The organism is Bradyrhizobium sp. Ses1, assembly GCF_059512365.1.
The window spans coordinates 1-22,585 of sequence record NZ_JCAMOQ010000037.1; the positions used below are offsets into that span (position 1 = coordinate 1).

At 61.0% G+C, this 22,585-nt stretch carries 21 protein-coding genes and 3 pseudogenes; 13 read left to right on the plus strand and 11 right to left on the minus strand.

Features of this window, described 5'->3' with window-relative positions; genetic code table 11:
• The first annotated feature begins 123 nt into the window (after positions 1-123).
• From AC5ZG5_RS31310 to AC5ZG5_RS31320, 3 genes are all read left to right on the plus strand, one after another.
• Positions 124-891 (plus strand): sulfite exporter TauE/SafE family protein, encoded by a 768-nt coding sequence (locus AC5ZG5_RS31310; RefSeq protein ID WP_456645074.1) that lies wholly within the window; start codon positions 124-126, stop codon positions 889-891.
• A 113-nt stretch (positions 892-1,004) separates the two neighbouring features.
• A complete protein-coding gene (locus AC5ZG5_RS31315) occupies positions 1,005-1,481 on the plus strand; it encodes a hypothetical protein (RefSeq protein WP_456645075.1) in 477 nt (158 codons plus the stop codon).
• Between the two features lie 184 nt (positions 1,482-1,665).
• On the plus strand, positions 1,666-2,208 hold the full coding sequence (locus AC5ZG5_RS31320; RefSeq protein WP_456645076.1) for a c-type cytochrome: 543 nt from the start codon (positions 1,666-1,668) through the stop codon (positions 2,206-2,208).
• A 188-nt stretch (positions 2,209-2,396) separates the two neighbouring features.
• On the opposite strand, the gene AC5ZG5_RS31325 is transcribed toward AC5ZG5_RS31320, so the two are convergent.
• Together AC5ZG5_RS31325 and AC5ZG5_RS31330 are read right to left on the minus strand one after the other, a co-directional pair.
• On the minus strand, positions 2,397-2,987 hold the full coding sequence (locus AC5ZG5_RS31325) for a hypothetical protein (RefSeq protein WP_456645077.1): 591 nt from the start codon (positions 2,985-2,987) through the stop codon (positions 2,397-2,399).
• Positions 2,984-4,228, minus strand: coding sequence for an integrase core domain-containing protein (locus AC5ZG5_RS31330; protein ID WP_456645078.1), 1,245 nt, complete (start codon positions 4,226-4,228; stop codon positions 2,984-2,986). Before AC5ZG5_RS31330 ends, AC5ZG5_RS31325 begins: the two co-directional genes overlap by 4 nt.
• Positions 4,229-4,584: 356 nt before the next feature.
• Here AC5ZG5_RS31330 and AC5ZG5_RS31335 point away from each other — a divergent pair, with 356 nt between their 5' ends.
• On the plus strand, positions 4,585-4,839 hold the full coding sequence (locus AC5ZG5_RS31335; protein ID WP_130226832.1) for a FitA-like ribbon-helix-helix domain-containing protein: 255 nt from the start codon (positions 4,585-4,587) through the stop codon (positions 4,837-4,839).
• The gene (locus tag AC5ZG5_RS31340; RefSeq protein WP_130226796.1) at positions 4,836-5,258 is read left to right on the plus strand and encodes a type II toxin-antitoxin system VapC family toxin; all 423 of its coding nucleotides are present in this window, start codon (positions 4,836-4,838) and stop codon (positions 5,256-5,258) included. The genes AC5ZG5_RS31335 and AC5ZG5_RS31340 overlap by 4 nt, the downstream gene beginning before the upstream one ends.
• Here AC5ZG5_RS31340 and AC5ZG5_RS31345 read toward each other — a convergent pair.
• Positions 5,233-5,850 (minus strand): hypothetical protein, encoded by a 618-nt coding sequence (locus AC5ZG5_RS31345; RefSeq protein ID WP_456645079.1) that lies wholly within the window; start codon positions 5,848-5,850, stop codon positions 5,233-5,235. The genes AC5ZG5_RS31340 and AC5ZG5_RS31345 overlap by 26 nt on opposite strands.
• Positions 5,820-6,089: a TRAP transporter small permease gene (locus AC5ZG5_RS31350; RefSeq protein WP_456645140.1), complete on the minus strand. Its 270-nt coding sequence runs from the start codon at positions 6,087-6,089 to the stop codon at positions 5,820-5,822. The genes AC5ZG5_RS31345 and AC5ZG5_RS31350 overlap by 31 nt, the downstream gene beginning before the upstream one ends.
• 230 nt (positions 6,090-6,319) lie before the next feature.
• Between AC5ZG5_RS31350 and AC5ZG5_RS31355 the strand changes: the two genes are divergently transcribed.
• Positions 6,320-6,751: a hypothetical protein gene (locus tag AC5ZG5_RS31355; protein ID WP_456645080.1), complete on the plus strand. Its 432-nt coding sequence runs from the start codon at positions 6,320-6,322 to the stop codon at positions 6,749-6,751.
• A 330-nt stretch (positions 6,752-7,081) separates the two neighbouring features.
• Positions 7,082-7,395, plus strand: a pseudogene (locus AC5ZG5_RS31360) (ISL3 family transposase); the annotation flags it as partial.
• 278 nt (positions 7,396-7,673) lie between these two features.
• On the opposite strand, the gene AC5ZG5_RS31365 reads toward AC5ZG5_RS31360, so the two are convergent.
• The 4 genes and pseudogenes from AC5ZG5_RS31365 to AC5ZG5_RS31380 all read right to left on the minus strand — a co-directional run bounded on the left by AC5ZG5_RS31365 (position 7,674) and on the right by AC5ZG5_RS31380 (position 11,474).
• Positions 7,674-9,029, minus strand: coding sequence for an NAD(P)H-dependent oxidoreductase (locus AC5ZG5_RS31365; protein WP_456645141.1), 1,356 nt, complete (start codon positions 9,027-9,029; stop codon positions 7,674-7,676).
• Positions 9,030-9,182: 153 nt separating this feature from the next.
• Positions 9,183-10,169 (minus strand): annotated as a pseudogene (locus AC5ZG5_RS31370) (NAD-binding protein); the annotation flags it as partial.
• Between the two features lie 49 nt (positions 10,170-10,218).
• Positions 10,219-10,470, minus strand: a pseudogene (locus AC5ZG5_RS31375) (NAD(P)-binding domain-containing protein); the annotation flags it as partial.
• 101 nt (positions 10,471-10,571) lie between these two features.
• The gene (locus AC5ZG5_RS31380; protein ID WP_456645081.1) at positions 10,572-11,474 is read right to left on the minus strand and encodes a LysR family transcriptional regulator; all 903 of its coding nucleotides are present in this window, start codon (positions 11,472-11,474) and stop codon (positions 10,572-10,574) included.
• A gap of 365 nt (positions 11,475-11,839) precedes the next feature.
• On the opposite strand from AC5ZG5_RS31380, the gene AC5ZG5_RS31385 reads away from it, so the two are divergent.
• The 3 genes from AC5ZG5_RS31385 (at position 11,840) to AC5ZG5_RS31395 (ending at position 14,764) form a co-directional block, all read left to right on the plus strand.
• A complete protein-coding gene (locus AC5ZG5_RS31385; RefSeq protein ID WP_245474778.1) occupies positions 11,840-12,463 on the plus strand; it encodes a GntR family transcriptional regulator in 624 nt (207 codons plus the stop codon).
• Positions 12,464-12,486: 23 nt separating this feature from the next.
• On the plus strand, positions 12,487-13,599 hold the full coding sequence (locus AC5ZG5_RS31390) for an isocitrate/isopropylmalate dehydrogenase family protein (RefSeq protein WP_456645082.1): 1,113 nt from the start codon (positions 12,487-12,489) through the stop codon (positions 13,597-13,599).
• Positions 13,600-13,774: 175 nt separating this feature from the next.
• Positions 13,775-14,764, plus strand: coding sequence for a tripartite tricarboxylate transporter substrate-binding protein (locus tag AC5ZG5_RS31395; RefSeq protein ID WP_456671244.1), 990 nt, complete (start codon positions 13,775-13,777; stop codon positions 14,762-14,764).
• Positions 14,765-15,732: 968 nt separating this feature from the next.
• On the opposite strand, the gene AC5ZG5_RS31400 is transcribed toward AC5ZG5_RS31395, so the two are convergent.
• From AC5ZG5_RS31400 to AC5ZG5_RS31410, 3 genes are all read right to left on the minus strand, one after another.
• The gene (locus tag AC5ZG5_RS31400) at positions 15,733-16,629 is read right to left on the minus strand and encodes an acyl-CoA thioesterase (RefSeq protein ID WP_456645084.1); all 897 of its coding nucleotides are present in this window, start codon (positions 16,627-16,629) and stop codon (positions 15,733-15,735) included.
• Positions 16,630-16,761: 132 nt separating this feature from the next.
• A complete protein-coding gene (locus AC5ZG5_RS31405; protein ID WP_130226808.1) occupies positions 16,762-17,877 on the minus strand; it encodes an Rv3169 family protein in 1,116 nt (371 codons plus the stop codon).
• 46 nt (positions 17,878-17,923) lie between these two features.
• Positions 17,924-19,153 (minus strand): ABC transporter substrate-binding protein, encoded by a 1,230-nt coding sequence (locus tag AC5ZG5_RS31410; protein ID WP_456645085.1) that lies wholly within the window; start codon positions 19,151-19,153, stop codon positions 17,924-17,926.
• Between the two features lie 262 nt (positions 19,154-19,415).
• On the opposite strand from AC5ZG5_RS31410, the gene AC5ZG5_RS31415 reads away from it, so the two are divergent.
• Genes AC5ZG5_RS31415 through AC5ZG5_RS31425 form a run of 3 tightly spaced genes read left to right on the plus strand, consistent with a single transcriptional unit; the run spans position 19,416 to position 22,536 of the window.
• Complete coding sequence (locus AC5ZG5_RS31415) at positions 19,416-20,969, plus strand: acyl-CoA synthetase (RefSeq protein ID WP_456645086.1); 1,554 nt, start codon at positions 19,416-19,418, stop codon at positions 20,967-20,969.
• Positions 20,939-22,045, plus strand: coding sequence for a phosphotransferase family protein (locus AC5ZG5_RS31420; RefSeq protein WP_456645087.1), 1,107 nt, complete (start codon positions 20,939-20,941; stop codon positions 22,043-22,045). The genes AC5ZG5_RS31415 and AC5ZG5_RS31420 overlap by 31 nt, the downstream gene beginning before the upstream one ends.
• A complete protein-coding gene (locus AC5ZG5_RS31425; RefSeq protein WP_130226812.1) occupies positions 22,042-22,536 on the plus strand; it encodes a hypothetical protein in 495 nt (164 codons plus the stop codon). The genes AC5ZG5_RS31420 and AC5ZG5_RS31425 overlap by 4 nt, the downstream gene beginning before the upstream one ends.
• Positions 22,537-22,585 lie beyond the last annotated feature (49 nt).

Consider the following 22,585-nt stretch of genomic DNA (forward strand, 5'->3'; position numbering starts at 1 on the left):
ACCGCACGAAATTACTTCGCTGTCGTCGCTATCGCCGCAACTCTGCTCTGGCTAAGATAACTGTCCACGCGACCTAGTTTACTGATCGGGGACGTCGCAGCCTCCCCGTAAAATGGTGGCCCCATGCAAGCGCTGCTCGCTTTACTATGGAGCGAGCGCATGGACGGGCCCACTTTTGAACTTCCGCTATTTCTGCTTGCGACCTTTGCGGGTGCATTTGTTGCTGGGCTCTCGGGCTTTGCCTTTGGGCTTGTGGCGGCTTCGCTATGGCTTTACATCCTCACGCCGCTGCAGAGCGCGACATTGATCGTCGGCTTCGGTCTTCTGGTGCAAGGCTACTCAGTCTGGAGACTGCGCCGCGCGCTCGATGGGAGCAAATTGCTGCCGTTCATCGTCGGCGCCGCTCTCGGGGTTCCGACGGGCGTGTCTCTCTTGACTTGGTCCGATCCTCGAACCATCCGCATCGCGGTTGGTGCGTTCCTCGCTGCGTACAGTCTCTACGCACTTCTCCGACCCAGCCTAAAACCGATCTCCACCGGAGGGAGCGCGGCCGACGCTGCGGTTGGCTTCCTCAACGGCGTCCTTGGAGGCCTGACCGGCTTAGCAGGCATACTGGTGACGATCTGGTGCGGCCTGCGCGGCTGGTCCAAGGACCTTCAACGCACAATATTCCAGCCCGTTGCCGTTACGACCTTCCTCATGTCAGCGCTCTGGCTTGGAGGAAAGGGAACGGTGACCAGCGAGACTGTTAAACTCTTCGTGATGGGTTTGCCGTGCTTGCTAATCGGAACATGGCTTGGGCTGAGACTGTTTGACTCCATTGACGAAGCGATGTTCCGAAAGATCGTCCTCGCTTTGTTGCTGATTTCGGGAGTCTTGCTGGTTATCTGACAGCCGATTGACAGCAGCGACGGCAATCGGTCTATTCGATCTATGGGGGCGTGCGATCCCCCCACGAGGCGACATGCCCAAGAATCGCGTCCGAACTTCACCAAGGACGCCGCATGTCTGCCATCAACTTCTCTTCTCGGATTCCACTTTTCGCCCGCGATAACGACGTTTGCGCAAACCTGTCGCGCATCCGGATAGCAAGCCTGCTCCGGATAAGCCGCGTCAGCATCCGGGCTCTCGGGATCTCAGCCGCGCTACTCGCTCCGGCGCATGTCGCGTCGCGTCCTCTTGATGCACCGGCGATCAGTTTGGATCGTGAGGCAAACCAACAGGTCCTGACGAGCCAATTCGACGATCTCACTCCGGCGCTGGCAATCCGAGCTAGGCCGCAAGAAAAGTTGCGAGGAGTCGTCGCGGAGGTGGACCAGCGCCATGATCGGATCACCGTGCGCCTGACATCTCTCACGACTGCGGACTTCAAGGTACAGGACGGTTTGCTTTTCGATTCAGTTCGTTATGGCGACGAGGTCGAGTTCACCGTGGAGACCATCAATGGAGAGAGGACCATTGTTGAGCTTACGAAGGAATAAATCGTGGTGTGTGTTTGCGAACATGCTTTGCCATACGCTTCGCGGGCCCGCTTCCGGCAGAATGGTCAACCAGCGGAGGGTCGCGACCGTGCGAGATGCTGTTGGCGGACGAGGGAGCGGCGGGATGAAATGTCTTAGACCGACGTCGCTACTAGTCCTTGTTGCACTAGTGACCTTCGCACCAATGCAAGTCCTTGCGGCGGAAGCTGAGGCCGGAAAGAACAAGGCAGAGGCCTGTGCGGGGTGTCACGGTGACAAAGGTGTCTCCGCCACCGAGAACACGCCGTCATTGGCGGCGCAACCTGATCAGTTCTTACAATGGCAGCTGGTTTTCTTCCGCAGCGGTGCGCGTAAGAATGAGGTCATGGGACCAATCGCGGAACAACTCAGCAACGAAGATGTCCGCGACCTCAGCGCTTACTTCTCTTCGCTCAAGCCTTCCGATCCAGTCGCGGCGAAGGTGCCCGACGATCATCCCGACTTGACCGAAGCCGGCAAGAAGGCGGCTGCGGCCGGGCGGTGCGCCTCTTGTCACGGCGACAACTACGCTGGCAGCAAGGCTGTCGCCCGCATTGCGGGTCAACGCGAGGAGTATCTTGCGAAGGCGCTCCACGACTACAAAGCCGGCGTTCGATCCGGCGGCGGTGTAGCCGCGATGGCCGAGGTCGCCTATCCCCTGAGCCAGGACGATATCTCGGCGCTGGCGCACTACCTCGCACGACTCTAGGAGAGATGCCAGATGCAACGAGGCGGTCCAGTCGGAGCCGTTCGATGATCTCCGCCGAGGACGGCTGAAGACCATTGGTGGCCGACGCCAATCGGACTCTGGTCTGGTTCCTGGGCGGACTTCCCCCTGTTGATCTGGTGGTGGGTCCGGGCCCAGGGACTCCCTTCCCCTGCAACATTTGAAGGAGGTCAATCATGACCATGCGCGAGGATATTGGGCCGATGATCGCGCGTACTAGACTCAGAAGTGGGTGATGGGTTTGTTGTCCGGCCCGAGCAACGTGGAAGGCGCCTCCTTGAAAACCAAGCTGTCGGGGCGAACTTGGTTGTCTTCCCGCCCAACACAAAGTCGGCAAAGTTGTGGGGAATCGCCGAATGGACGCCAGTGGCCAGGAAATCAGCGAGTACGAAGCAGATGTCGGGCCTTCCGCCGGATCCGGCCGCTAGAAACGCCTGGAAATTCTGACCTGTGACTTGCGCCTTCTTGCGCGCCGACCAGTTGGTATAGCGCCGATAAAGCTTGGGAAAGATGGCAGGTCCCTTGTCCGTGGCCAGCACGCTGAGGTCGCCGACCTTTGGTTCGCGCAGATTGAAATCGAAGGGACCAATCGTATTGGACAGAAACTTCCACACAAGCGTCTTCTTTGACCGTGCGGTTTTTGCAAGGGCGAGAAGCGCATTGATTTCGTCATTGGTCATGCTTGAGTAGAACGTAGGATATGCCCAGCCATGCTCGACCAGCCAGTGATTCAGATTTACCGCCTGGCCGTTCACCGTCACTTCGATGTCGCCAACCAGCCGTCCGTAAGTGTCAACACCTCGTTTGGGGTATCCACTTGGGTCACAACCCGACAGTCGAGGACCGTCTTTCCCGTCGACGTAAGAAAGTCGTGGAGTGCCTTCGCCGATGTGGCCCCCAGTAGCTGACGATAGAAGTGGATGAGACCTTTGTATGCCGCCAGCTTCGTCGCGCTCAAGCCGTTCTTCTTGTGTGTACCGAAAACTTGAGCTCGGGCGTAGTGGTGATGAAGTCCGCCCAGGATGGGGCGTGAACTGATCGCACCGGTTCGCTGAACCGGGCGAGAAATCGGCGCGTCCTTGTCCAAGGATCGATGCGTTCTGACGTTATTGTAATAGTCGGCATAGAATTGCAGGACCCGACGCAGATGCGCCTCGCCCAAAACAATGACGTGGTCCAAACACTCACGCCGGATCGATCCGATCAGCCGTTCGGCAAAGCCATTCTGCCAAGGCGAGGCTGGTGCGGTAGGCTTGTCCCGGATGCCCATGGCGCGCAATCGGCGCGTGACGACGCTGCCATAGATCCGGTCGCGATCACGGATGAGGTGGTGCGGAGCCTCATCCCAAGGAAATGCCTCCGTGATTTGACGTGCAACCCATTCCGCCGTCGGATTTGCTGTGACGTTGATCCAGACGAGGCCTCTGCGGTCGAGCCGGACGATCACAAAAGCATAGAGCAGATCGAAACCGATCGTCGGAACAACGAACAAGTCCATGGCGGCAATGTCCGGCGCGTGATTACACAAGAAGGTGCGCCATCCCTGGCTAGGTGGCCCGCGTCGCTTCACCATGTACTTGGCGACGCTGGACCGCGCGACCTCGAACCCGAGCTTGAGCAGTTCGCCGTGGATGCGTGGCGCACCCCACAGCGGATTGTCGATGCTGATCCGCCGGATCAACGCGCGCAGCCTCGCGTCGATCGGCGGCCGCCCTCCGATCGGGCGCGACTTCCAACGCCAATAGCCGCGAAAGCCGGCCCGGTGCCAACGCACGACCGTCTCGGGCCGGATGATCGTGAGGACCTGCAAAATCGATGGAAACCAGCGATACAGCTGAATGAAGAACCAGCGATCATCGTTGCTGAGCCGGACGCGACCCCGCATCTTACGCCTCAAGACAATCAACTGATGTCTGAGCGCCGCATTCTCTGCTTCAAGTCGGCTCTTCGACTTGAGGGGCGAAGCCAAGACGGCCAGTACGAAACAGAGCAGCCCGATCATTCCGCCAGCTTAGGCGATTCCATTACGTCATCAACTCGGATAAGGTTTTCGGTACACACAGGGGTCGAAAGCGTCGGCCCCGTGCTGAACTTCTGCACTGAACGGTTGCGCTCTACCGGCTCCGAAACTCGAAAGGACAACGAGTGGACGAGCAGGATGTCTGGGGTCCGGCTCAAGTGCACGAAAGAGGTGACGCCCTTTTTTGCCCGTGACGGCGACAACGCTGTTACCAGTCGAGATTGGGAACTCGCCAGTTTCAAGACCGATGCGGCGCAAGCGCCCCCCGTCCGACTTGCAAAATGATAGCAAATTATATATATTGCTATCAATGCCATCGTCAATTTTGGGGTGCCATCGTGCCCGCTGTCACAATCCGAAACCTTTCCGAGGCGACCCACCGAGCTCTCAAGGTGCGCGCGGCCCATCATGGTCGCAGTACCGAGGCCGAGATGCGCGAAATCCTCGAAGCTGCCGTCCGTCCCGAACGCCGTGTCCGATTGGGTACCGCACTCACTGACCTCGGCCGCCGCATCGGGCTTACGAATGAGGACCTCGATGCCTTGACGCGCGGTCGCGAGAAGAAACCTGCCGAGCCGATGAGCTTTGAATGATCGTCCTCGATACGAATGTCGTCTCGGAGGCGATGAAACCGCAGCCGAATCCAGATGTCCTTCGTTGGCTGGATGAACAAGTCGCGGAAACCATCTACATATCGAGCGTCACCGTCGCCGAGTTGCTCTTCGGCATCAACGCGCTTGCACCCGGCAAGCGCAAGGACAGGTTGGCTGAGGCGCTTAACGGCCTGATGGAGTTGTTCGCGGACAGGATTTTGCCATTCGATACTGACGCCGCACGCCAGTATGCTGATCTGGCAGTCAGGGCTCGCGCCGCAGGCAAGGGCTTCCCGACGCCCGATGGCTACATCGCAGCGATCGCTGCATCGCGAGACTTCATCGTGGCGACGCGCGACGCCAGCGCATTCGATGCAGCAGGCATCTCTGTCATCAATCCTTGGAACACAAGCGCCTGACCTCCATTCGCTCGGTGCTTACGTTCCCGGCGACGTCCGTCCCGGCGCGTCTATCGTCATGGCTGCGGGCATGGCTGGCGCAAACTGGGGCGGAGTGCGTGATCGTTATCTCGACCCTGTGAACCTCGCCGATCCAACGAAGCCTCTGGCTGGTCAGCCGGGCAAGGCGATGAAGAACTACAGGCAGGAGCTCGCCGGCTGGCTGAAGACCCGTTATGGGCAGGAAGGCAGGAAGACAGGAAGGCAGGAAGAGGAGAACCTCGCTTACTTTGATGCTCTCGCCCCTGAGCATCAGCGCATCTTCCTGCGCGAAGTCTATTACGCGGAGTTGCGTGAAGGCGGAAACTCCCAACACGCCAAGAGCCAGTCCCCCGCCCGAACTGCCTGAAAACAAAACGACCATGGCCACGACCACTGCCGAAAGCACCAGCACCGTGACGAGGATCCGGATGGGAATTGAGGCTGCCTTGCCCAAGGCAAACACCGTCATTGCCGCTGCGCCGATGGTGACGGGATAGACGAACATCCACTGCGGGTAGCCGCCGGGACTTTCCTGGCCGCTCACCGCATAGCCGAGCCGAATGCTGAGCACCACAAGGCTCGCGGCCACCACAACTGTGATGAGGGTACCGACGCCTTGCCGTAATCGTGAATATGGCCCGGCAACTTCGCGAGCAACGCCTCGATGCCGGTCAGTTGATCGCGCCGCAGTGCGGACGCCGCGCCGATGAAGGTGACAGCGATCAGAAGGACGCGAGCGGCCTCTTCGGCCCATTCGATAGGTTCGTGGAGCGCATATCGGTAGAAGACCGAAAGCAGAACCACGATCACGTTCAAAGCCAAGACCAACGCGCCGAGCCCGTCGACGAGAACTGCTTCGGGCCGAGGCTGGCGAACCGTCGCGTGGGCGCCATAGTGGCTTGCGTCATGCCGAGTATATCGACATGTTCCAGGATGCGTCGACCGAAAAACGATCGTTCAGCTTGGAGCGCTAGGACAGGACCACAACTTTCTTCGCAACTCATTTTAATTGAGCGCTTCGTTCATGCATCGAGGGCTCAATGACAAACGACAGACTTGTGCGCGTTCTCGAGCTACGTTACGGCGCTAGGATTGAAACTATCGGCCCTACTGAAATCATCGTGCTGCCGGTCAGCTGGAGTCCACAGATGCCAGTCGATCACGTGCAGTTCTGCACCAAAAAGTACCTGAAAAACTCCTACGGCTTTCGATCAGCGGCCGTGCGGCCGGATCTTGTCGAGAAAGCAAACGGCTGGTTGACGGCTAACGCCACCGGCATAGGGGCCGTGCTCGGCGTGCAGACGATCGCAGAGGACTCCGATGAGATCGCCTTCGTCGGTGAGAATGGGCTGTTTCTGGCCGACATAGCCAGGGCGTGTCTTATTCATCGATTGTCGGGACCCGCGCCGAATACCAAGCCAAGCAGGAATTCCGCGCGATTGACCTCGATCTGGACGACGGCTCCAGCGTGAAGCTCAAAGTCGAAAAGTGGACATGGCAAGCTTCGCGATGCATTCGCCGTCTCGTCTTTCCTTCGGGCATTTGCTCCAACGTTTGAAGCAGGATCACCCGGCCTACCGGCCGTACTCGGGTTGAGGGATACTAGACTAGCGCAGACGTGTGTTGGCCCCCGGATTCGTGAGGGAGACCCAACGGCGACAGCGGCGATCAATTTGAGGGACGCACTTTGCCCAGCAGGTACCGTTTCGCCTGTCAACGCGCCAGGGTGTGAAGCGGCGCCCAACATTGACCCCTACGCTTGCGAGATCAATCAATCACTTAAGACGCCGATCGGTCTCCGGACCCTACGCCGAATAGCAATCGAGGCCGGCGTACCAAGCCTGGTCGAGGCACGCGAGATCATCGCCGAATTCCACCTGATGATCCGGCGCAAGACCGAGGCGGGCCTCATCCCATGGATCGAGCGCGCCCGCGCCAGCCTCGTTTCGCCAGCGGCGTCGCGAAAGATGAAGCGGCGGTTCGAGCAGCAATCGCTTTGCCCTGGTCCAACGGACAGACTGAAGGTCAGATCACGCGCCTCAAGCTCGTCAGACACCAAATGTACGGCCGCGGGAAAATCGATCTGCTTCAAGCCAGGTTGATCGGCGCAGAATGAAAGGAGCTGCGTCGGAGCCCGTATTGCAAGCCGAATGACAGGAAATGTCGTGGAGTTTGTCGCTGCGCTCATCACCACCTCCGGGAGCGCACTATTTGGCAGGGTCGGCCAACCATTTGAAATAGGCCTCGCGCTACCCCACGTTGGCAAAATTGATACCGACCGCACACGGAATCGGCAACGACGCAATTCGCCACGAATATGTGCAGCAATCGGGCCGTGATGGTTGTCATGGCCCGCTTTCGGGCATCCATTGTCCGGAAAGATTTCGGCTTTGCCTACTCTGCGGCGCTCGCCCTCGCAAAGGTGGCTTCGAGTTCTTTGCGGAGAGCAAACGCTGGCAACTTCGTGTCCCACGAAACGTCCTGCCAGGTGATCGGCTCGTCCGACCGGATGTCGCGGACCAACTTGATGCCATGGGCCAAGCCCAGCGGCAGATATCCGCTTGCGAGCGACTTTCGAGCCGGAACGAGCTTGCCGAACACAGTGTAACCGCCCTCGCCGTCCAACACTTCCCCCGCCTTCAGATCGCGCTTGGCCGTCGCGACCGCATCGGCGTTGAAGGCCGTAGCCACGCCGGTCGCTTCGCGGCGCAGACCGATCGACGCAACCGAGATGCCCAGTTCCAGACCGATCAGGTGCCACTTCTTGTAGGAGCTCATGTAGCGACCGCTCGGATCGGTGATCACCTGATATTCCTTGAAGCATCTCCGGATGTATTCGGTGTCGCCCTCGAAGCTCACCCAGACGCCCTTCCGGATATCGTTGGGGATCGGCGTCCCGTCCGGGCGAAGGCTGGACACGACCTCGACGAGTCCCTTGCGCGACAACACGCCGCCTTCGGCCTTGGGCCGCATCGCCGCGGCAATGTCATCGACCGATCCCGGAGGGAAGCTCAGCCCGTCATCGGCCACATCAAGACCGGTCGCATTCGCGATCGCCGCGCTTTCGATCGCAGGCTTGGAGCCGTCGAGAAACGCGTTGAACATCTTCGGGTTCATGCCGCCGAGCGCCGCCTGCTCCGCGGTGACGCCCCAATGGTCCCAAACCGTCTCCGGGGTCGACTTGCGATAGGCAGGCAGCCATTTATGCCCGCGCCCTGCCGCCACGACTGGGAAGCCGCATGCGCGTGCCCAATCGACAAGTTCACAGGTAAGCGCGGGCTGGTCACCGTAGGCGAGGCTGTAGAGGACATTCGAGGCCTCCGCGCGCTTGGCGAGCATCGGCCCGCAGAACGCATCGGCTTCCACCGTGACATTGATCACGTCCTTGCCGTGTTCGAACGCCACGAGGCAGTGCTCGATCGCCGCAATCGGATTGCCGGTGCATTCGACGATGATCCCGATCTCGGGGCGGGCCACGACCGCGCGCCAATCATCCGTCAGGTACGTCGTTCCATTGCCAAGCGCGTCGTCGAGCGATTTGGCTGCATGGCGTTCGGACGGCCAACCGACCCGGGCGAGGTTCTCGATCGCACGTGCCGGAGCAACGTCCGCAATGCCGACGAGATGAACGCCCGGCGTCTTCAGTACCTGGGCAAGGTACATCGAGCCGAACTTTCCGGCACCGATGAGACCCACGCGGATGGGCCGACCATTGGCCTCCCGCGTCTGCAACATCTTGAAGAAGTTCATCAGCACGTCTCCGATTGATTGTCCTGGCCGCCTTCGACGTCCCCAACGAGGAAATCGAAATCGCAGCCATGAGCGGCCTGCAATACGCTTCGATAGCGCTTCGTATCCGCGTTTCGGAACGCTCGGCTGACGATGGGACGCCAGCGGCTGCGCGATTTCGCTGTCGTCAACGGGAAGGGCGATCGTCTTGTTCGCGACCGAGAGCCGGATGCAATCTCCCGTGCGAACGGCACCCAAACGGCCGCCGATTGCGGCTTCCGGAGCGACGTGCAGCACGATCGTGCCGAAAGCCGTTCTGGACATGCGGGCATCCGAAATGCGGACCATGTCCTTGACGCCCTGCCGAGCCAGTTTCTCGGGGATCGGAAGATAACCCGCCTCCGGCATGGTCGCTCCCCCCGGACGGGCATTCTGCAGAACCAGGATATCGTCTGCCTTGACGTCGAGATCGGGATCGTCGATCCGGCGGCTGAGATCCTCGAGGCCGGTGAATACCACCGCGCGTCCCTCGATCTCGAACAGCTCCGGCGATGCTGCTGCACGCTTGAAGATGGCGCCGTCCGGTGCAAGCGATCTCTTCAGGGCGATCAGGCCGCCGACCTCGGAGACGGGATCATCAGCGCTAGGGATGACCGAGCGATTAATCCAGTCCAGCGACGCCGCGAGGCGCTCCGCAAGAGTGACGCCTTCGATATCGATCGTGTCCAGATGCAGGAGCGGCTTCGGTTCACGCAACACGGCGCCGACGCCGCCTGCCGCGTGAAAATCCTCCATGCGGAATTCGACCTGCAGGAGCTTTTCGTTCGGAAGGATCATCGCGCCCTTATCGAGTTTGCCGTGTCCCTGCTGCAGTGCTTGCTGATAGGTGGCAGTCGCGGCGGCCAGAACGGGAAGCGGGATGCGCTGCCCGGCCGACAACGTGGCGGCGCAGATCATGTCCTTATAGGCAGCCTTCATTGGATAGCCCGACTCAAACTCGCCCTTGGGAATGTTCGGCACGAAGACCTCCGACGCGTAGCTTTTGCCCGTGCTGCCGTTGACGACTTCGGCGACGAGGTCGGGATCGAGACCGAGCTTCACCGCCATCGGCAAGACTTCGGCGGGTGCGGCCATTCGGGATGGAATTAACAGCGGCGGCATGCGAGTTCGTGCTGAGGTCGATGACGATCGATCCCAGTGCGAGGTTCGCCGCAAGGCCGTTGCTTCCAAGCAGAATGCCGTCAACGGACGCAGTGTCAGGCAGACACAGGAAGACGACCGAACAGGAGGCTAGATCGAGATAATTGGTGGTCGTTTTCGCCCCGGCCCTCTCGAATGACGCGAAGGTGTCGCGACTACGGTTGCAAACGATGGTCGGATCTCCGCCTTTCATCAGGTTACGCGCCACGTGGCGCCCCATCTGACCAAGGCCGACAAAGCCGATTTTGGTTCGTTCGATCATGCTTATCCCGTCGGTGACGATCGCCTTTGGGCGAACCTAGCTTTTCCGGAAGAAGCGTTGCATCACTGGATGGGAACGCCGCCCAACGCCAATCACGATGGCTACGGACTAGGGACTTCACCAGGCGCGAAACATTCGATCATGGCGCGGGCCACGACGGGTAGCGACCGGAATTCGCGATATCCCACCAGCAGCGAGCGTTGCGCCCACGGTTCATTGAGGTTCATTGCCGCAAATTCGCCCTTCTCGATATAGGGCAATACCGCTCTTTCCGGCAGGACGGCGACCCCAAGCCCGGCCTCGACCATCCGGCGGACGCCGTCGAAACCGAACACCTGCACCCGCATCCGGATGTCGATGTCCGAAGTCTTCGCCTCCGTCAGGATCTTCGCCTGGAGCGAACTGCCCGCCTGCAGCCCGACATGCTGATAAGACGCGGTTTCACCGAGGCGGACGCTGTCGCGGCCGTCGAGCTCGTGCCCCTTTGGCACGATCACCATCAAGGTGTCGCGCCGGTACAAACGGGTCTCGATCGAGGAGTGGTCTATCTGATCGGATATCACGCCGATATCCGCCGTTCCTTGGCCGACGGCCTGCACGATCCTGTCGCTGGTGTCCTCGCGCAGATCGATGCGGACCTCGGGATACTGAGCCACATAGGATGCGAGGTCTTCCGGAAGAAACTGGGTCACCGCCGAGGTGTTGGCCCACAGCCGAACCAGGCCTTTCGCGCCTGACGAGAACTCGCTCAGTTCGGCATCCATGTCCTCGGCAATTCGCGAGATGCTCTGCACGTATCTGTAAAGCGCTTCGCCCGCCGGCGTGACCTCGATCCCGTCGCGAAGCCGATACAGCAATGCGACGCCGAAGCGTGCTTCGAGATCGGCCACCCGCTTGCTGACGGCCGACGCAGCGATGTTGTTCGCGCGAGAGGCCTGAGCAATGTTGCGGTGCTCAACCACGGAAGCGAACAGCCGCAATGAAATGAGATCGAGATGAGCCATTGGGGCGAAGACGCTTCCTTGGACGCGGAGACCGCCTCGTAACGTCGAGGCTCCGTCGAATACTTTCTCGCGGAAACCTGCCCTCGTTTCAATCGGCACCGGAGCCACCGCCTCGAGCGGCTTGCCGGAGTCACCAGTTACGTATACGTTATCGCATGCATAATGTGACGGTAAAGAGACACCGGATGGCTCGAATGGCTTCGTCTCGAACATCAGCAGGACGCCGCGGCCGTGCGCCGACAACACACGAGACCCGCGGCAAGTCCGCTCCGAAGGTGAGGGCCCGGATTCCTCGTTCTGGAAACTCAGCGACAGTCGCAACGCCTAGGGCCCGCGCAAGTCGTTCGGATGCGGCGCACAAGGCGATGCGCGTCCTCATCCTCAACAACGCGTGGCCCGCCGGATTCCAAGCCACCGAGCAAGAAATTGCCGATCACTTGAAGATGAGCCGGACGCCTGTGCGCGAGGCAATGATGAAGCTGCAGCAGGAGGAATTGGTACGCGTCGTTCCCCGTCACGGACTGCGCGTCCTGCCTGTCTCTGCGGATGACATGCGCGAGATCTATGAGGTGCTGACCTCGCTCGAGGCGACTGCGGCCGGACTCGCTGCGCAACGTTCACTATCGACGCAGGACCTCGCCCCGTTGGTCTCCGCGACGGCGTCGATGGAGCGCGCGCTTTTGGCCGGAGATCTCGACGCATGGGCTTGCGCCGACGAGGATTTCCACAAAGCCCTGCTCGCGCTTTGCGGCAACCGGAAGCTCGAAGCCGTGGTCCTGAACTTCATGGATCGAGTTCACCGGGCACGCATGGTGACCTTACGGATGCGCGCGATCCCCACGGCATCGACCGAAGAACATTCTGCACTCGTGGACGCAATCCGCCGAGGTGATCCTGAAGCCGCGCACAACGTTCACAGGTCTCACAGGCAACGCGCGGGCCGCGAGTTGCTCGCTCTCCTGGCGCGAGTGGGCCTGAACCAGATTTGAATTCACCACCATGGAGGTTCGACATGGCGACACACAACGACACGCTCGATATTGCGGTTCTTCCGGGCGACGGCATCGGACGCGAGGTCGCGGCGGCCTGCATCGAACTGCTCGCGGCAACCGAGAACGTCGCCGAGGGCCCTAAACTTCGGCTCACGACGCATAATGCGGGAGCGCAATATTACCTCGAGAGCGGCGATGCATTGCCGAAATCCACGATCGACGCATGCCGCTCGGCCGACGCGATCTTGTTCGGTGCGATGGGATGGCCGGACGTGCGCTTGCCCGATGGCACCGAAATCATTCCGCAACTCGACCTGCGCATGGAATTCGACCTCTATGCCGGGATCAGGCCCATACGCTGGTTTCCGGGTTTGCCTCAAATCCTGAGCGACGACCGATCGCGCCAAACCGATCTGGTTCTCGTCCGCGAACAGACTGAGGGCCTCTTTTACGCACGCGGTACAGGTACCGTCATCGAGGATCGCGAGGCCCTGGATACGATGCGGATCACCCGCGAGGGGACGGCGCGCGTCAGCGAATACGCCTTCCGGCTCGCAAAGCGCCGCAAGGACCGCCGCGGATCAGCGCGCGTCACCTGCGTGGACAAGGCGAACGTCTTCAGCTCGATGGCCTTCTTTCGGAAGGTGTTCGACGAAGTTGCGGCATCGCACACCGCCGTCACGAGCGACCATGCCTACGTCGATGCGATGGCGCTCACGCTTGTCAAGGCGCCCTGGACCGTCGATGTCATCGTCACCGAGAACATGTTCGGCGACATTCTGTCGGATCTCATTGCCGGGCTTGTAGGCGGCATGGGAATGGCTCCCTCGGCGGACATCGGCGATAACCATGCACTGTTTCAGCCTGCACACGGGACGGCGCCGGATATCGCCGGACAGGGCAAGGCGAACCCGTGCGCCATGTTCCTCTCGGGCGCAATGATGTTGGATTGGCTGGCCGACAAATACGAGGACCAGCGATTGGAGTTGCGCGCACGTCTGATCGAGCGCGCCATCGAAGCCGCTTTCGCTGCCGGGAACGTCCCCATCGAACTCAAGGGTGGATCGGGGTGCGCCGAGATGACGCGCGCAACCATCGCAGCCATGCCCGAGGCGATCCGGGCCCTCGCCTGACGTCGGCTGGAAGCGCCGGATCAACTAACTGGGACCAGCCATCGCCGGTGACGAATGCGACCATGTCGAGAAAATAGTTCTGACCGCCAGAACCTATCCTAGTGTGACCTGACAAGGTCGGCGGGGACGCGATCAATTTGCGCCCCGCCGAAACCAAAAAAGAAGGGAGGTAGAAATGATCGTTAGGACGATTCTGACCGCCGGATTCTCGGTTCTGATTTCAGTGATGGCATCGGCGACCTACGCTGAGAGCTCCTTCCCCACTCGGCCGATCACGATGGTCGTGCCGTTCGCCGCCGGCGGCGCCACGGACGTGATCGCGCGGATCGTCTCGGAAGGCATGAGCAAGCAGTTGGGAAAGCCCATTATCATTGAGAACGTGGCCGGTGCTGGCGGCACGACCGGATCGATCCGTGTGATGAAGGCAGCGCCCGACGGCTACACCTTGCTCACGGGGCACATGGGCACGCACGCCTCATCTTTCGCGCTGTACGAGAAGCGCAAATACGATCCACGTACGGACTTCGAACCGATCGGTCTCGCCGCGTCCGCACCGATCGTCGTTTTCGCTCGAAAAGATTTGTCCGCCGCGACCTTTCCGGAGTTCATCGCGCTCATGAAGCAGAAAGGCGCGGACCTCAAGGTTGGTCACTCCGGCGTCGGCTCGAACGCCCATCTGACTTGCGCCCTACTCAACATCCTGGTCGGCAGCAAACCAACTGAAGTGCCCTATCGCGGCAATGGTCCATTGATGACCGATCTCATGTCCGGAGCGATCGACTACTCCTGCGATCAGGTCATCACCGTCGCGCCGCAGGTCTCGGCAGGCACGGTGAAGGCTTTCGTCGTCGCGTCCTCGCAGAGGTCGAAAGTCCTGCCCGACGTCGCTACGTCCGAAGAAGGCGGCCTCAAAGCGTATCAGGCAGATGCATGGACGGCGGTTTTCGCACCGAAGGGCGTCCCGGCCCACATCATCGACAAGCTGGAGGACGCATACAAGAAAGCCATGGCCGATCAGGACACGGTCAATCGTCTCGAGAAGCTGGGAGCCGTCGTTCCTGCACGCGAAAATCAATCGCGGGCCTACTTGAAGAAACTCGTTTCATCCGAAGTTGACCGCTGGTCCAAGGTCATCACGGATGCTCGCATCAGCATCGCCGACTAGGTTTTGCTGATAACCACCGCTGCGACGAACCCGCCCCAGGGGCCATGACAAGGTGCCCGCGTGTTTCGGTGAAGTTCGGTCGGCAGAAAATCAACCTCTATGGAACATCATCGCCGCGCATCCGACCGCCGCCGATCGAATGCGGCCTATTCCAGAAAAATTCGCGATTGCCTGTCGCTGTAATTCGGCGCGCTGTTTGACCTCCTATCGGCGCCGAGGTTGACCCCAGCCGATAATATCGAAACCTTTGAACCGTCGCCGGAAAATTCATGTCGTGCAGGGTCAACGTTGGAAGCCCTTAGGGGTCAAAGTTCGGCGCTTATTCACAGACCAGGAGGTGGGCGAGATCTTCGCGTTTCACATGGACCTCACAGACGCCGCACTTCGACCCGGCCGAACAATCCGCCGGGCCGGCGGATGAGGACCAGGATCACGATGGCGAGCAGAGCAGGGAAACCCCATCGCGCGCTGGCCAGGAACTGGACCAGCGCCTCGACGATGGCGAAACCGAACGAGGTGATGATCGCGCCGGGCAGATGAAGCCCGCTGGCCAGCCATAAGTTGCGATCCAGAAATGTCCCATCGGTCCGATACGTAAAGCGTCCGCCGTCGTGATAGCCGAGCGTGACGGTCTGGCCATCTGGCGAAAGGCTATAGTCCTTAGCCCAGCCGGACTCGGGCTGGAATGCGCCAATCTCCCTGCGCGCCTGAAGATCAAAGATAATCAGCGGGTCCCAGGTTCGAGCCCTGGTGCGCCCGCCAAATCAATGACCTAGCCAGAAAAACCGTTTGAGAGTGGTCAAACGGTATTTGTGCACGCAAGTCTTGATTCACCTGAAACTTCGCGCGCGTAATCTTGCGCTGGAGCTTGGCTCCGACCGATCCTTTGTATTTGAGGCGGGGCGCCGCGTTTCGCCCCGAGTGGGCTAGATTCAGTCCTTGAAGACGATGGTGCGCGTCGCTCGCCTTTAGGACTCCGCTAGATGCACCATGAGAGTTTCCTGGATCGTTGTCGCAATCATCGCTCCGGTAAAATCGTGGATACGCGCGATGGACAATCCGCGCCCTCCCTCGGCGCAGGGACTCTCTGTGTCGAAATGCATCCAGCCATCGGGCGAGAAGGCGCGGTGAAACCAGATGCAGTGGTTGAGGCTCGAGAGATAGAGCGGCTCCTTCGATTGCAGGTTGCGCAGGTGGCCGCTGACGCTGCTGAAATTGAGCCACCAGTCGGAGAGATAGGCAAAGACGGCCTGCTGGGCCCGCGAGCCGGCGGTTAGGGGTTGCCGGCCCCTCAGCCAGAATCTGAGGCGGGATTGCGCGGTCGCTTCGGAGAGCTGCCGTTCGATGTCGGGAATGCGAAAGTCCATGCTCGGCTTCACATGGCGGGAGTAGGGGCCGAGCGGCCGCAATTGCCGCATGAGGACATCGGGAATCGTCGTCAATTCCGGCAGGCTCTCGGGGTCTTCTGCTGACGCCGACGATGAGATTGCGTGTCGCGGCCCGGGCTGTGGCGCGCAGAATGTCGCATGGGCATCCAGCACCAGACGGCCGTCACCCTGGACGCCAAGGACATGGCGGGACGAGAACCGCTTGCCATCCTGGAGGGAGTTGACCTCGAACTCGACCGGCTGGCCGGGATCGGCACCGCGCAGGAACAGGAGTTGCAGCAGGGATGCGGGTCGATCGTCCGGAACGCTCAGCGTGGCGGCCATCATCGCCTGCCCGAGGATCTGGCCGCCGTAGGAGCGCCCATTCAAATTGCCATCACCGAACCAGCTACGGTAGCGACCCGGTCCGGTCGGTTCGAGCGAAACCAGGGCCTCGATGTTGACTTCGTCCCACGGCTCGTAGGCCTCATCGTGCATCGCCATCATCTTTGTGACCGAGATCGAACAAAAGATGGCAAGCCCGGCAGAGCCGTCCTCGCCAAGTCTCTCTCGGGAGAAAGTGGTTGCTCGCGCCGCTTCAATAGGCCGCGCTGCGGAAGTGCCTGATTGTCACAGCGCCGGGAATTTCTGCGGCGCCGGATAGAGCGGATAGCCTGTGGCAACGCCGTACTCGCTGATACCGAAGCCAGTCTCGCCGCCGCTATCGAGTCTGACGACATGATCTGACAGGGTGCGGGCCGTCGCGCGCGTTGCGGCATCGTCCAGGTCCCACACATCGTGCGCGGCGTGCTGCTCGCCGCGATCATCGCCATGCGTCCATCCCTTCAGGCCGCCATACATGCCGGCCTTGAGATAGAAGCGGGTCCGCAGGCCGACCATCCGGACATGGCGGGGCTCGCCGCGATCGAACTTGAAGGTGAGATCGGCGGCGGCAATGGTCTGACCGAGCTTGTCGTCATTCCATTCGATAGCGTGCTCGAATGCGGTCACGTCGCGATGCGAGATCGAGCCGTCGGCTTCGCGGCGGAATTCGGTGCCCGAGAGGTAGTGCGCTTTGCCGGGCGCTCGCTCTTTCACGAAGACCGACAGCGCCGATCGTTCGAACTGGAACATCGACCAGGTCCAGAAGAAATTGCGGTGTGTGGCGACCGGCGGCCGCGTCTCGTCGGTGCGCATCTCCGAGCGAAGGCCCCAGGAGCGGTCGCGCTGCCCCCACCAGGTCTCCGGTGTTACCTCAAAGCGCCTGCCGTCGACCGCGATCCAGCCGCGCCAGCGCCCGAACTGCGAGACCCGGGCGAGATCCTCCTCGACGACGCCCTCGCGCTCGCGATAGTTCTGCTTCTCCTGCGCCGGCGGGAAGCTTGCCCTGAATTCGAGCGCGAAGCTGATGCCGGACGGATTATCGGCGAGCGTGAGCCGGTGCAGGTTCATGCCCTCGACGATCTCGATCTTCAGGCCTCCGACCGACGTCTCCAGAGGGCGCGTGCCGAGCCGGCGCGAGGCACGAAAATTGTGCTGCTTGCGGCCGATGGTCACGCCGGCGAAGCCGTCCATCACGCGACGGTTCGGATAATAGCCGAGCCCGATGTCCAGAAGGAGCTCGCTGCCGTCGATCGGATGGGCCGTATACCAATAGCGTTCGGTGAAGCGTACGTCGCCCGCGCTGGCTGTTGCGAATGGCGCCGGCGTCTGATGGCCAATAAGGTCGTCCTGGGCTGTCAGCATTGTTCTTGTCCTTGCTTCGATTTCGACGTGAATTGATCGCCCCGGCTCAGTCTTTGCCCGGTCCTGCGCCGAGAATGTCGCCGAACAGCACCCAGGTCTTGCCGTCGAAACGCGCGAACTGGCGCTCCGTGATCGCGGCATAGTCATCGGGTGTCGTCTGGATCGAAATTCCCGGCAACAGCATCGGCAGCTCGATCCCCTTCAGATTGGTCGCCTGCTTCAGCACGTTCTCGCGGGTGAGTTCGTCGCCGCAGCGCTCGATGATGATCGCGCCCAACTGCGCCGTCGTGTATGCCGTCACGGCAATCACGTCGTTGGGATCCATTCCCGGCAGATATTTCGCGGTAAAGGCGAGATAGTCCGTCATTCCCTTGTCATTGGCCCAGCTCGGATCGTTCGGGGTCTTGTAGGATGTGGTGGTGAGGACGCCGGTGGAGGCTTCGAGCCCAGCCGGGATCAGCACGCCGCTGATCGAGTTGGCCGTCGAGCCGAGGAAGATCTGCGGCTTCCAGCCCAATTCGTAGATCTTGCGGATCGCCATTGAGGCGAACTTGTTCTGGGCCGCGATCAGAACCGTGTCGGCGCCGGACGCCTTCAGATTGACGATCTGCGAATCGATCGTCGGCTCGGTCGATTGATAAGATTCCTCCTTCACGATCATCTTGTCGGTCTTCGTGCCAAGCCCTTGCTTCAGGCCGAGCAGGAAGTCCTTTCCGATGTCGTCGGCCTGCATGAGGACGCCGACCTTGGCCTTCGGTTTGGTCTGCAGGATGTAACGCGCGATGATGCGCGACTCGTTGACGTAGGTCGGCGAGTAGGGCGTGGTCCAGGGGAATTGCTTCGGGTCGTTCCACCGCGTGCCGCCGCTCTGCACGAGGAGCTGGGGAACGCCCTTCGAATTGAGATATTTCTGGATCGCAGCATTGGTGGGCGTGCCGAACGGCGCCATGATGGCGAGGACCTGCTCGTTCTCGACCAGCGATCTCGTCACCTCGACCGTCTTCGGCGGGCTGTAGGCGTCATCGCGGGTCACGTAATTGATCTGCCGCCCCCTGATTCCGCCTTTCTCGTTCAACACCGCAAAGTAGGCGAGCATGGTCCGCGGGAAGCTCGCATAGATCGATGCCGGGCCGCTGTAGGGCGCGTTGGCACCAAGCTTGATTTCGCTGTCGCTGACACCGGGCCCGTAGGCCTTCTGCGCAGTTGCTGCGCCGATGCTGCAGCAGAGCGCGAGTGTCCACGCGGTCAATGTAAGGATTGCCCTTTCCCTTCGCATCGTCTCCTCCATCCCATGTCGTCACGTTCGATGAACCATCTGACGGCCCGCGGCCTGCGTTCTCTCGACGCTTTACCTGCCGAAGCCGTCATGCAATAATAGACCGTCCGGACGGATTATCAACTTTTTTCTGGAGATGCGCGACGAGGGAGGACGCAATTGCGCGACGGGATCATTTCGTGGTGCCGTTGCGACAGCGCAGACCTTTCAAAAGATCGCGCACGGAAAAACGGGCGAGCAATATCGCCCTGACGGAGGAAACATGAAGCTTACTCAGGCCCTGACTTCGGCGGCACAGTTGCGCAGAGATAATGTCGGCACCATCTGCGGCGGCAGGTCCCGGACCTGGAAGGATATCTGCCGCCGGGTCGCAGGCGCCGCCGCCGGCTTTCGCCGATTGGGGATCGAGCCCGGCGATCGCATCGCCATCCTGGCGTTCAACAGCGATCTGTATATTGAGGCGCTCTATGCTATCGCGTGGGCCGGAGCAGTCGCAGTGCCGCTGAATACGCGCTGGGCCGTTGCCGAAAATGCCTATGCGCTCAACGATTCCGAGCCTAGAATTCTCCTGGTGGATTCCGCATTTGCGGAGACTGCTACGGCGTTGCAGGAGTCAAGGCCGCTCGCCTCCGTCGTCTTCATGGATGAGGGGCGCCCGCCGAATAACATGCTGAGCTACGACGAGCTCGCAGCCGAGGATCCGATGGAGGACGCATCTGGCGCCGACAATGACCTCGCCGGAATTTTCTACACGGGCGGAACGACAGGCTTCCCCAAGGGAGTCATGCTGTCGCATGCCAACATCATCTATGAATCGCTGGTGTGGATCTACGCACTCCGATTCAAGGAGGACACCCGCTATCTTCATTCGGCGGGCATGTTCCATCTTGCCGGCGCCTCGCCGATGGTCGCCCTGACACTGATCGGCGGGACCCATGTCCTCATTCCCAAATTCGAGCCGGAGCTTGCGATGAAGGCGATCGCCGAGCACCGTGTGGATTACTGCCTGTTCGTGCCGACGATGCTCAACATGCTGCTCAACCATCCTACGTTCGGGCGATATGATCTCTCGAGCGTCAAGGATTGCGAATATGGCGCCTCGCCGATGCCGGACGCGCTTCTCATCAAGCTGATGCAGGTGCTGCCGGGTTGGCGCTTTCACCAGGGCTATGGCATGACCGAAAGCGCGGCTCTGGCGACCATCCTGCCCTGGGAGTATCACGCGCTCGAGGGGCCCCTGGCGGCGAAGCGGAAATCGGCCGGTCGCGCGGCGCCCGGCGTCGAGGTCCGCATCGTCGACGACGCAGGCAAGGAAGTGCCGCGCGGGACCGTCGGAGAGATCGCGATCCGCGGCGCCGGCGTCATGCTCGGCTACTGGCGCAAGCCCACGGAATCTGCGCGCGTCCTTCGCAATGGATGGTTGCACACTGGCGACGGCGCCTGGATGGACGAGGACGGCTTCGTCTATATCGTCGACCGCATCAAGGACATGATCGTCTCGGGCGGAGAAAACGTCTACTCCGGCGAGGTCGAGAATGCGATTTTCCAGCACGAGCATGTCAGGGAATGCGCCGTCATCGCCGTGCCTGACCCGCAATGGGGCGAGGCTGTTCACGCGATCGTCGTGCCGAAAGACGGGCTCACGCTCGACGCGGAAACCGTGATTGCGCATTGCCGGACGTTGATTGCCGGCTACAAATGCCCGCGTTCGGTCGAAATCAGGCGTGAGCCGCTGCCGCTAACCGGCTCGGGTAAGATCATGAAGTCCGCGCTACGCGAGGAAAAATGGCGCGGGTATACGAGGTCGGTGAATTGATGCAGGTCGCCGTGACGCAGAAGGAACGAACCGCGCAATCGACGCAAGATTCCGCCCGAGGGGCCATCGTCTTCGACGAGCCTACAGTGCTGTCCGCGCTGGAACGGCATCTCCGACAAGAGTTGGGCAGCGAGGTCGAGATCGAAGGCCTTGAGCGCAAGTCGTCCGGCTTTTCCTGGATCACCTACAGCTTCGGTGCTCGGGCAGGAGCGGGAGCCAGTCGCCGGCTGATCTTGCGGGTCGGGCCACCGAACGGCCTGTTCGCGCCCTATTCGGTGCTGCCTCAGGTCCATGCGTTGCAATCGCTGAACGGAACGCAGGTCCCTGTTCCCGGGCTTGTGTCGTTCGATCAGGAAGGAACGGCGCTCGGCTGTCCGTTCTTCGTCTGCGAGCACGTCGAAGGCGATGTGCCCGCGCCCTGGGCCGGAAGCAAGCTGAGCGAAGAGCATCGGCGCGACATCGCAGGCCAATTCATCTCGATCCTGGGCGAACTGCACCGGCTCGACTGGCGCGGGACCGAGCTTGCGTCCTTGCATGCGGAGAGCGGCGAACGCGACGAGGTCCGTGCTATCGCCGGCTGGTGCGCGTCGCTCGCGCGTCCGACCGCGCGCTACTATCCGCTGCTCGATTGGGGCGGGCGATGGCTGCTCGACAACTGTCCCTCGCCGCCACGTCGGACGATTGTGCATGGCGACTACAGGATCGGAAATTTCCTTGAGCGCGAGCAGCGGATCACTGCTATTCTCGATTGGGAACTTGTTCATCTCGGCGATCCTCATGAGGATCTGGCTTGGGCGCTGATGCCTACGTTCAATGGCCGAAGCAGGAAGCTCTATGGCGTCGTGGAGCGCAACGAAGTGATTGAACGCTATCAGCGTGCCTCCGGTGTGCAGATTTCCGAGAAAAGCCTAGCATATTACGAGGCATTCGCCCTGTACCAGGCGGCGGCAATCCAAATGCGCGCCGTTCGAGCCTTCGAGGTGGACAAGTTCAACGACATGCGCATGGCCGTGATGGCGAGTCAGATGGCTTCGATCGTGCGAGCCTTCGACCGGGCGCTCGAGGCCGCGGTATGAGTGCATCCTTCGACCGATTGATTGACGGCATGATCGAAGCGTTGCGAAGCCACGTGCTTCCGAGAAGTGGCGACGAATTCGTGCGGGGCCAGATATTCTCCACCATCTTCGCTCTGAACGGGCTGAAGCTCACGGCGGATTGGAAAGCCGGCCCGTTGCTGGAACAGGTGCGCGTCCAGGACGCCGCCCTCGCCGAAGTCGGACGGCTGGCGGGCAAGATGAGGCATCCCCCGATCCCGGCTTTGCCGCGCGCGGAAGGCGCCACAGCCGATTCCGCGGCCGTCGAGGCCCTGCGTGACGATGGGGATCGCATCCTGGGCGAGCTCCTGTTCTGGGCAAGCAGCGAAGATGCCAGGACGGCGGATCCCGCAGTTGCACGCGAGATCGAACTGTTCCTGCGCCGATCGATCTGCGAGCAGCTCAAGGTGGAGCTCGCGATGACGCCGAAATCCATGCTGCATCAGATTGCCACGGGCGAGGAAGGCGCCTGACAGCAGCGTCGCGGCCGCGCGTCTGGTTGCATCCTGCATCGCGCCTGCG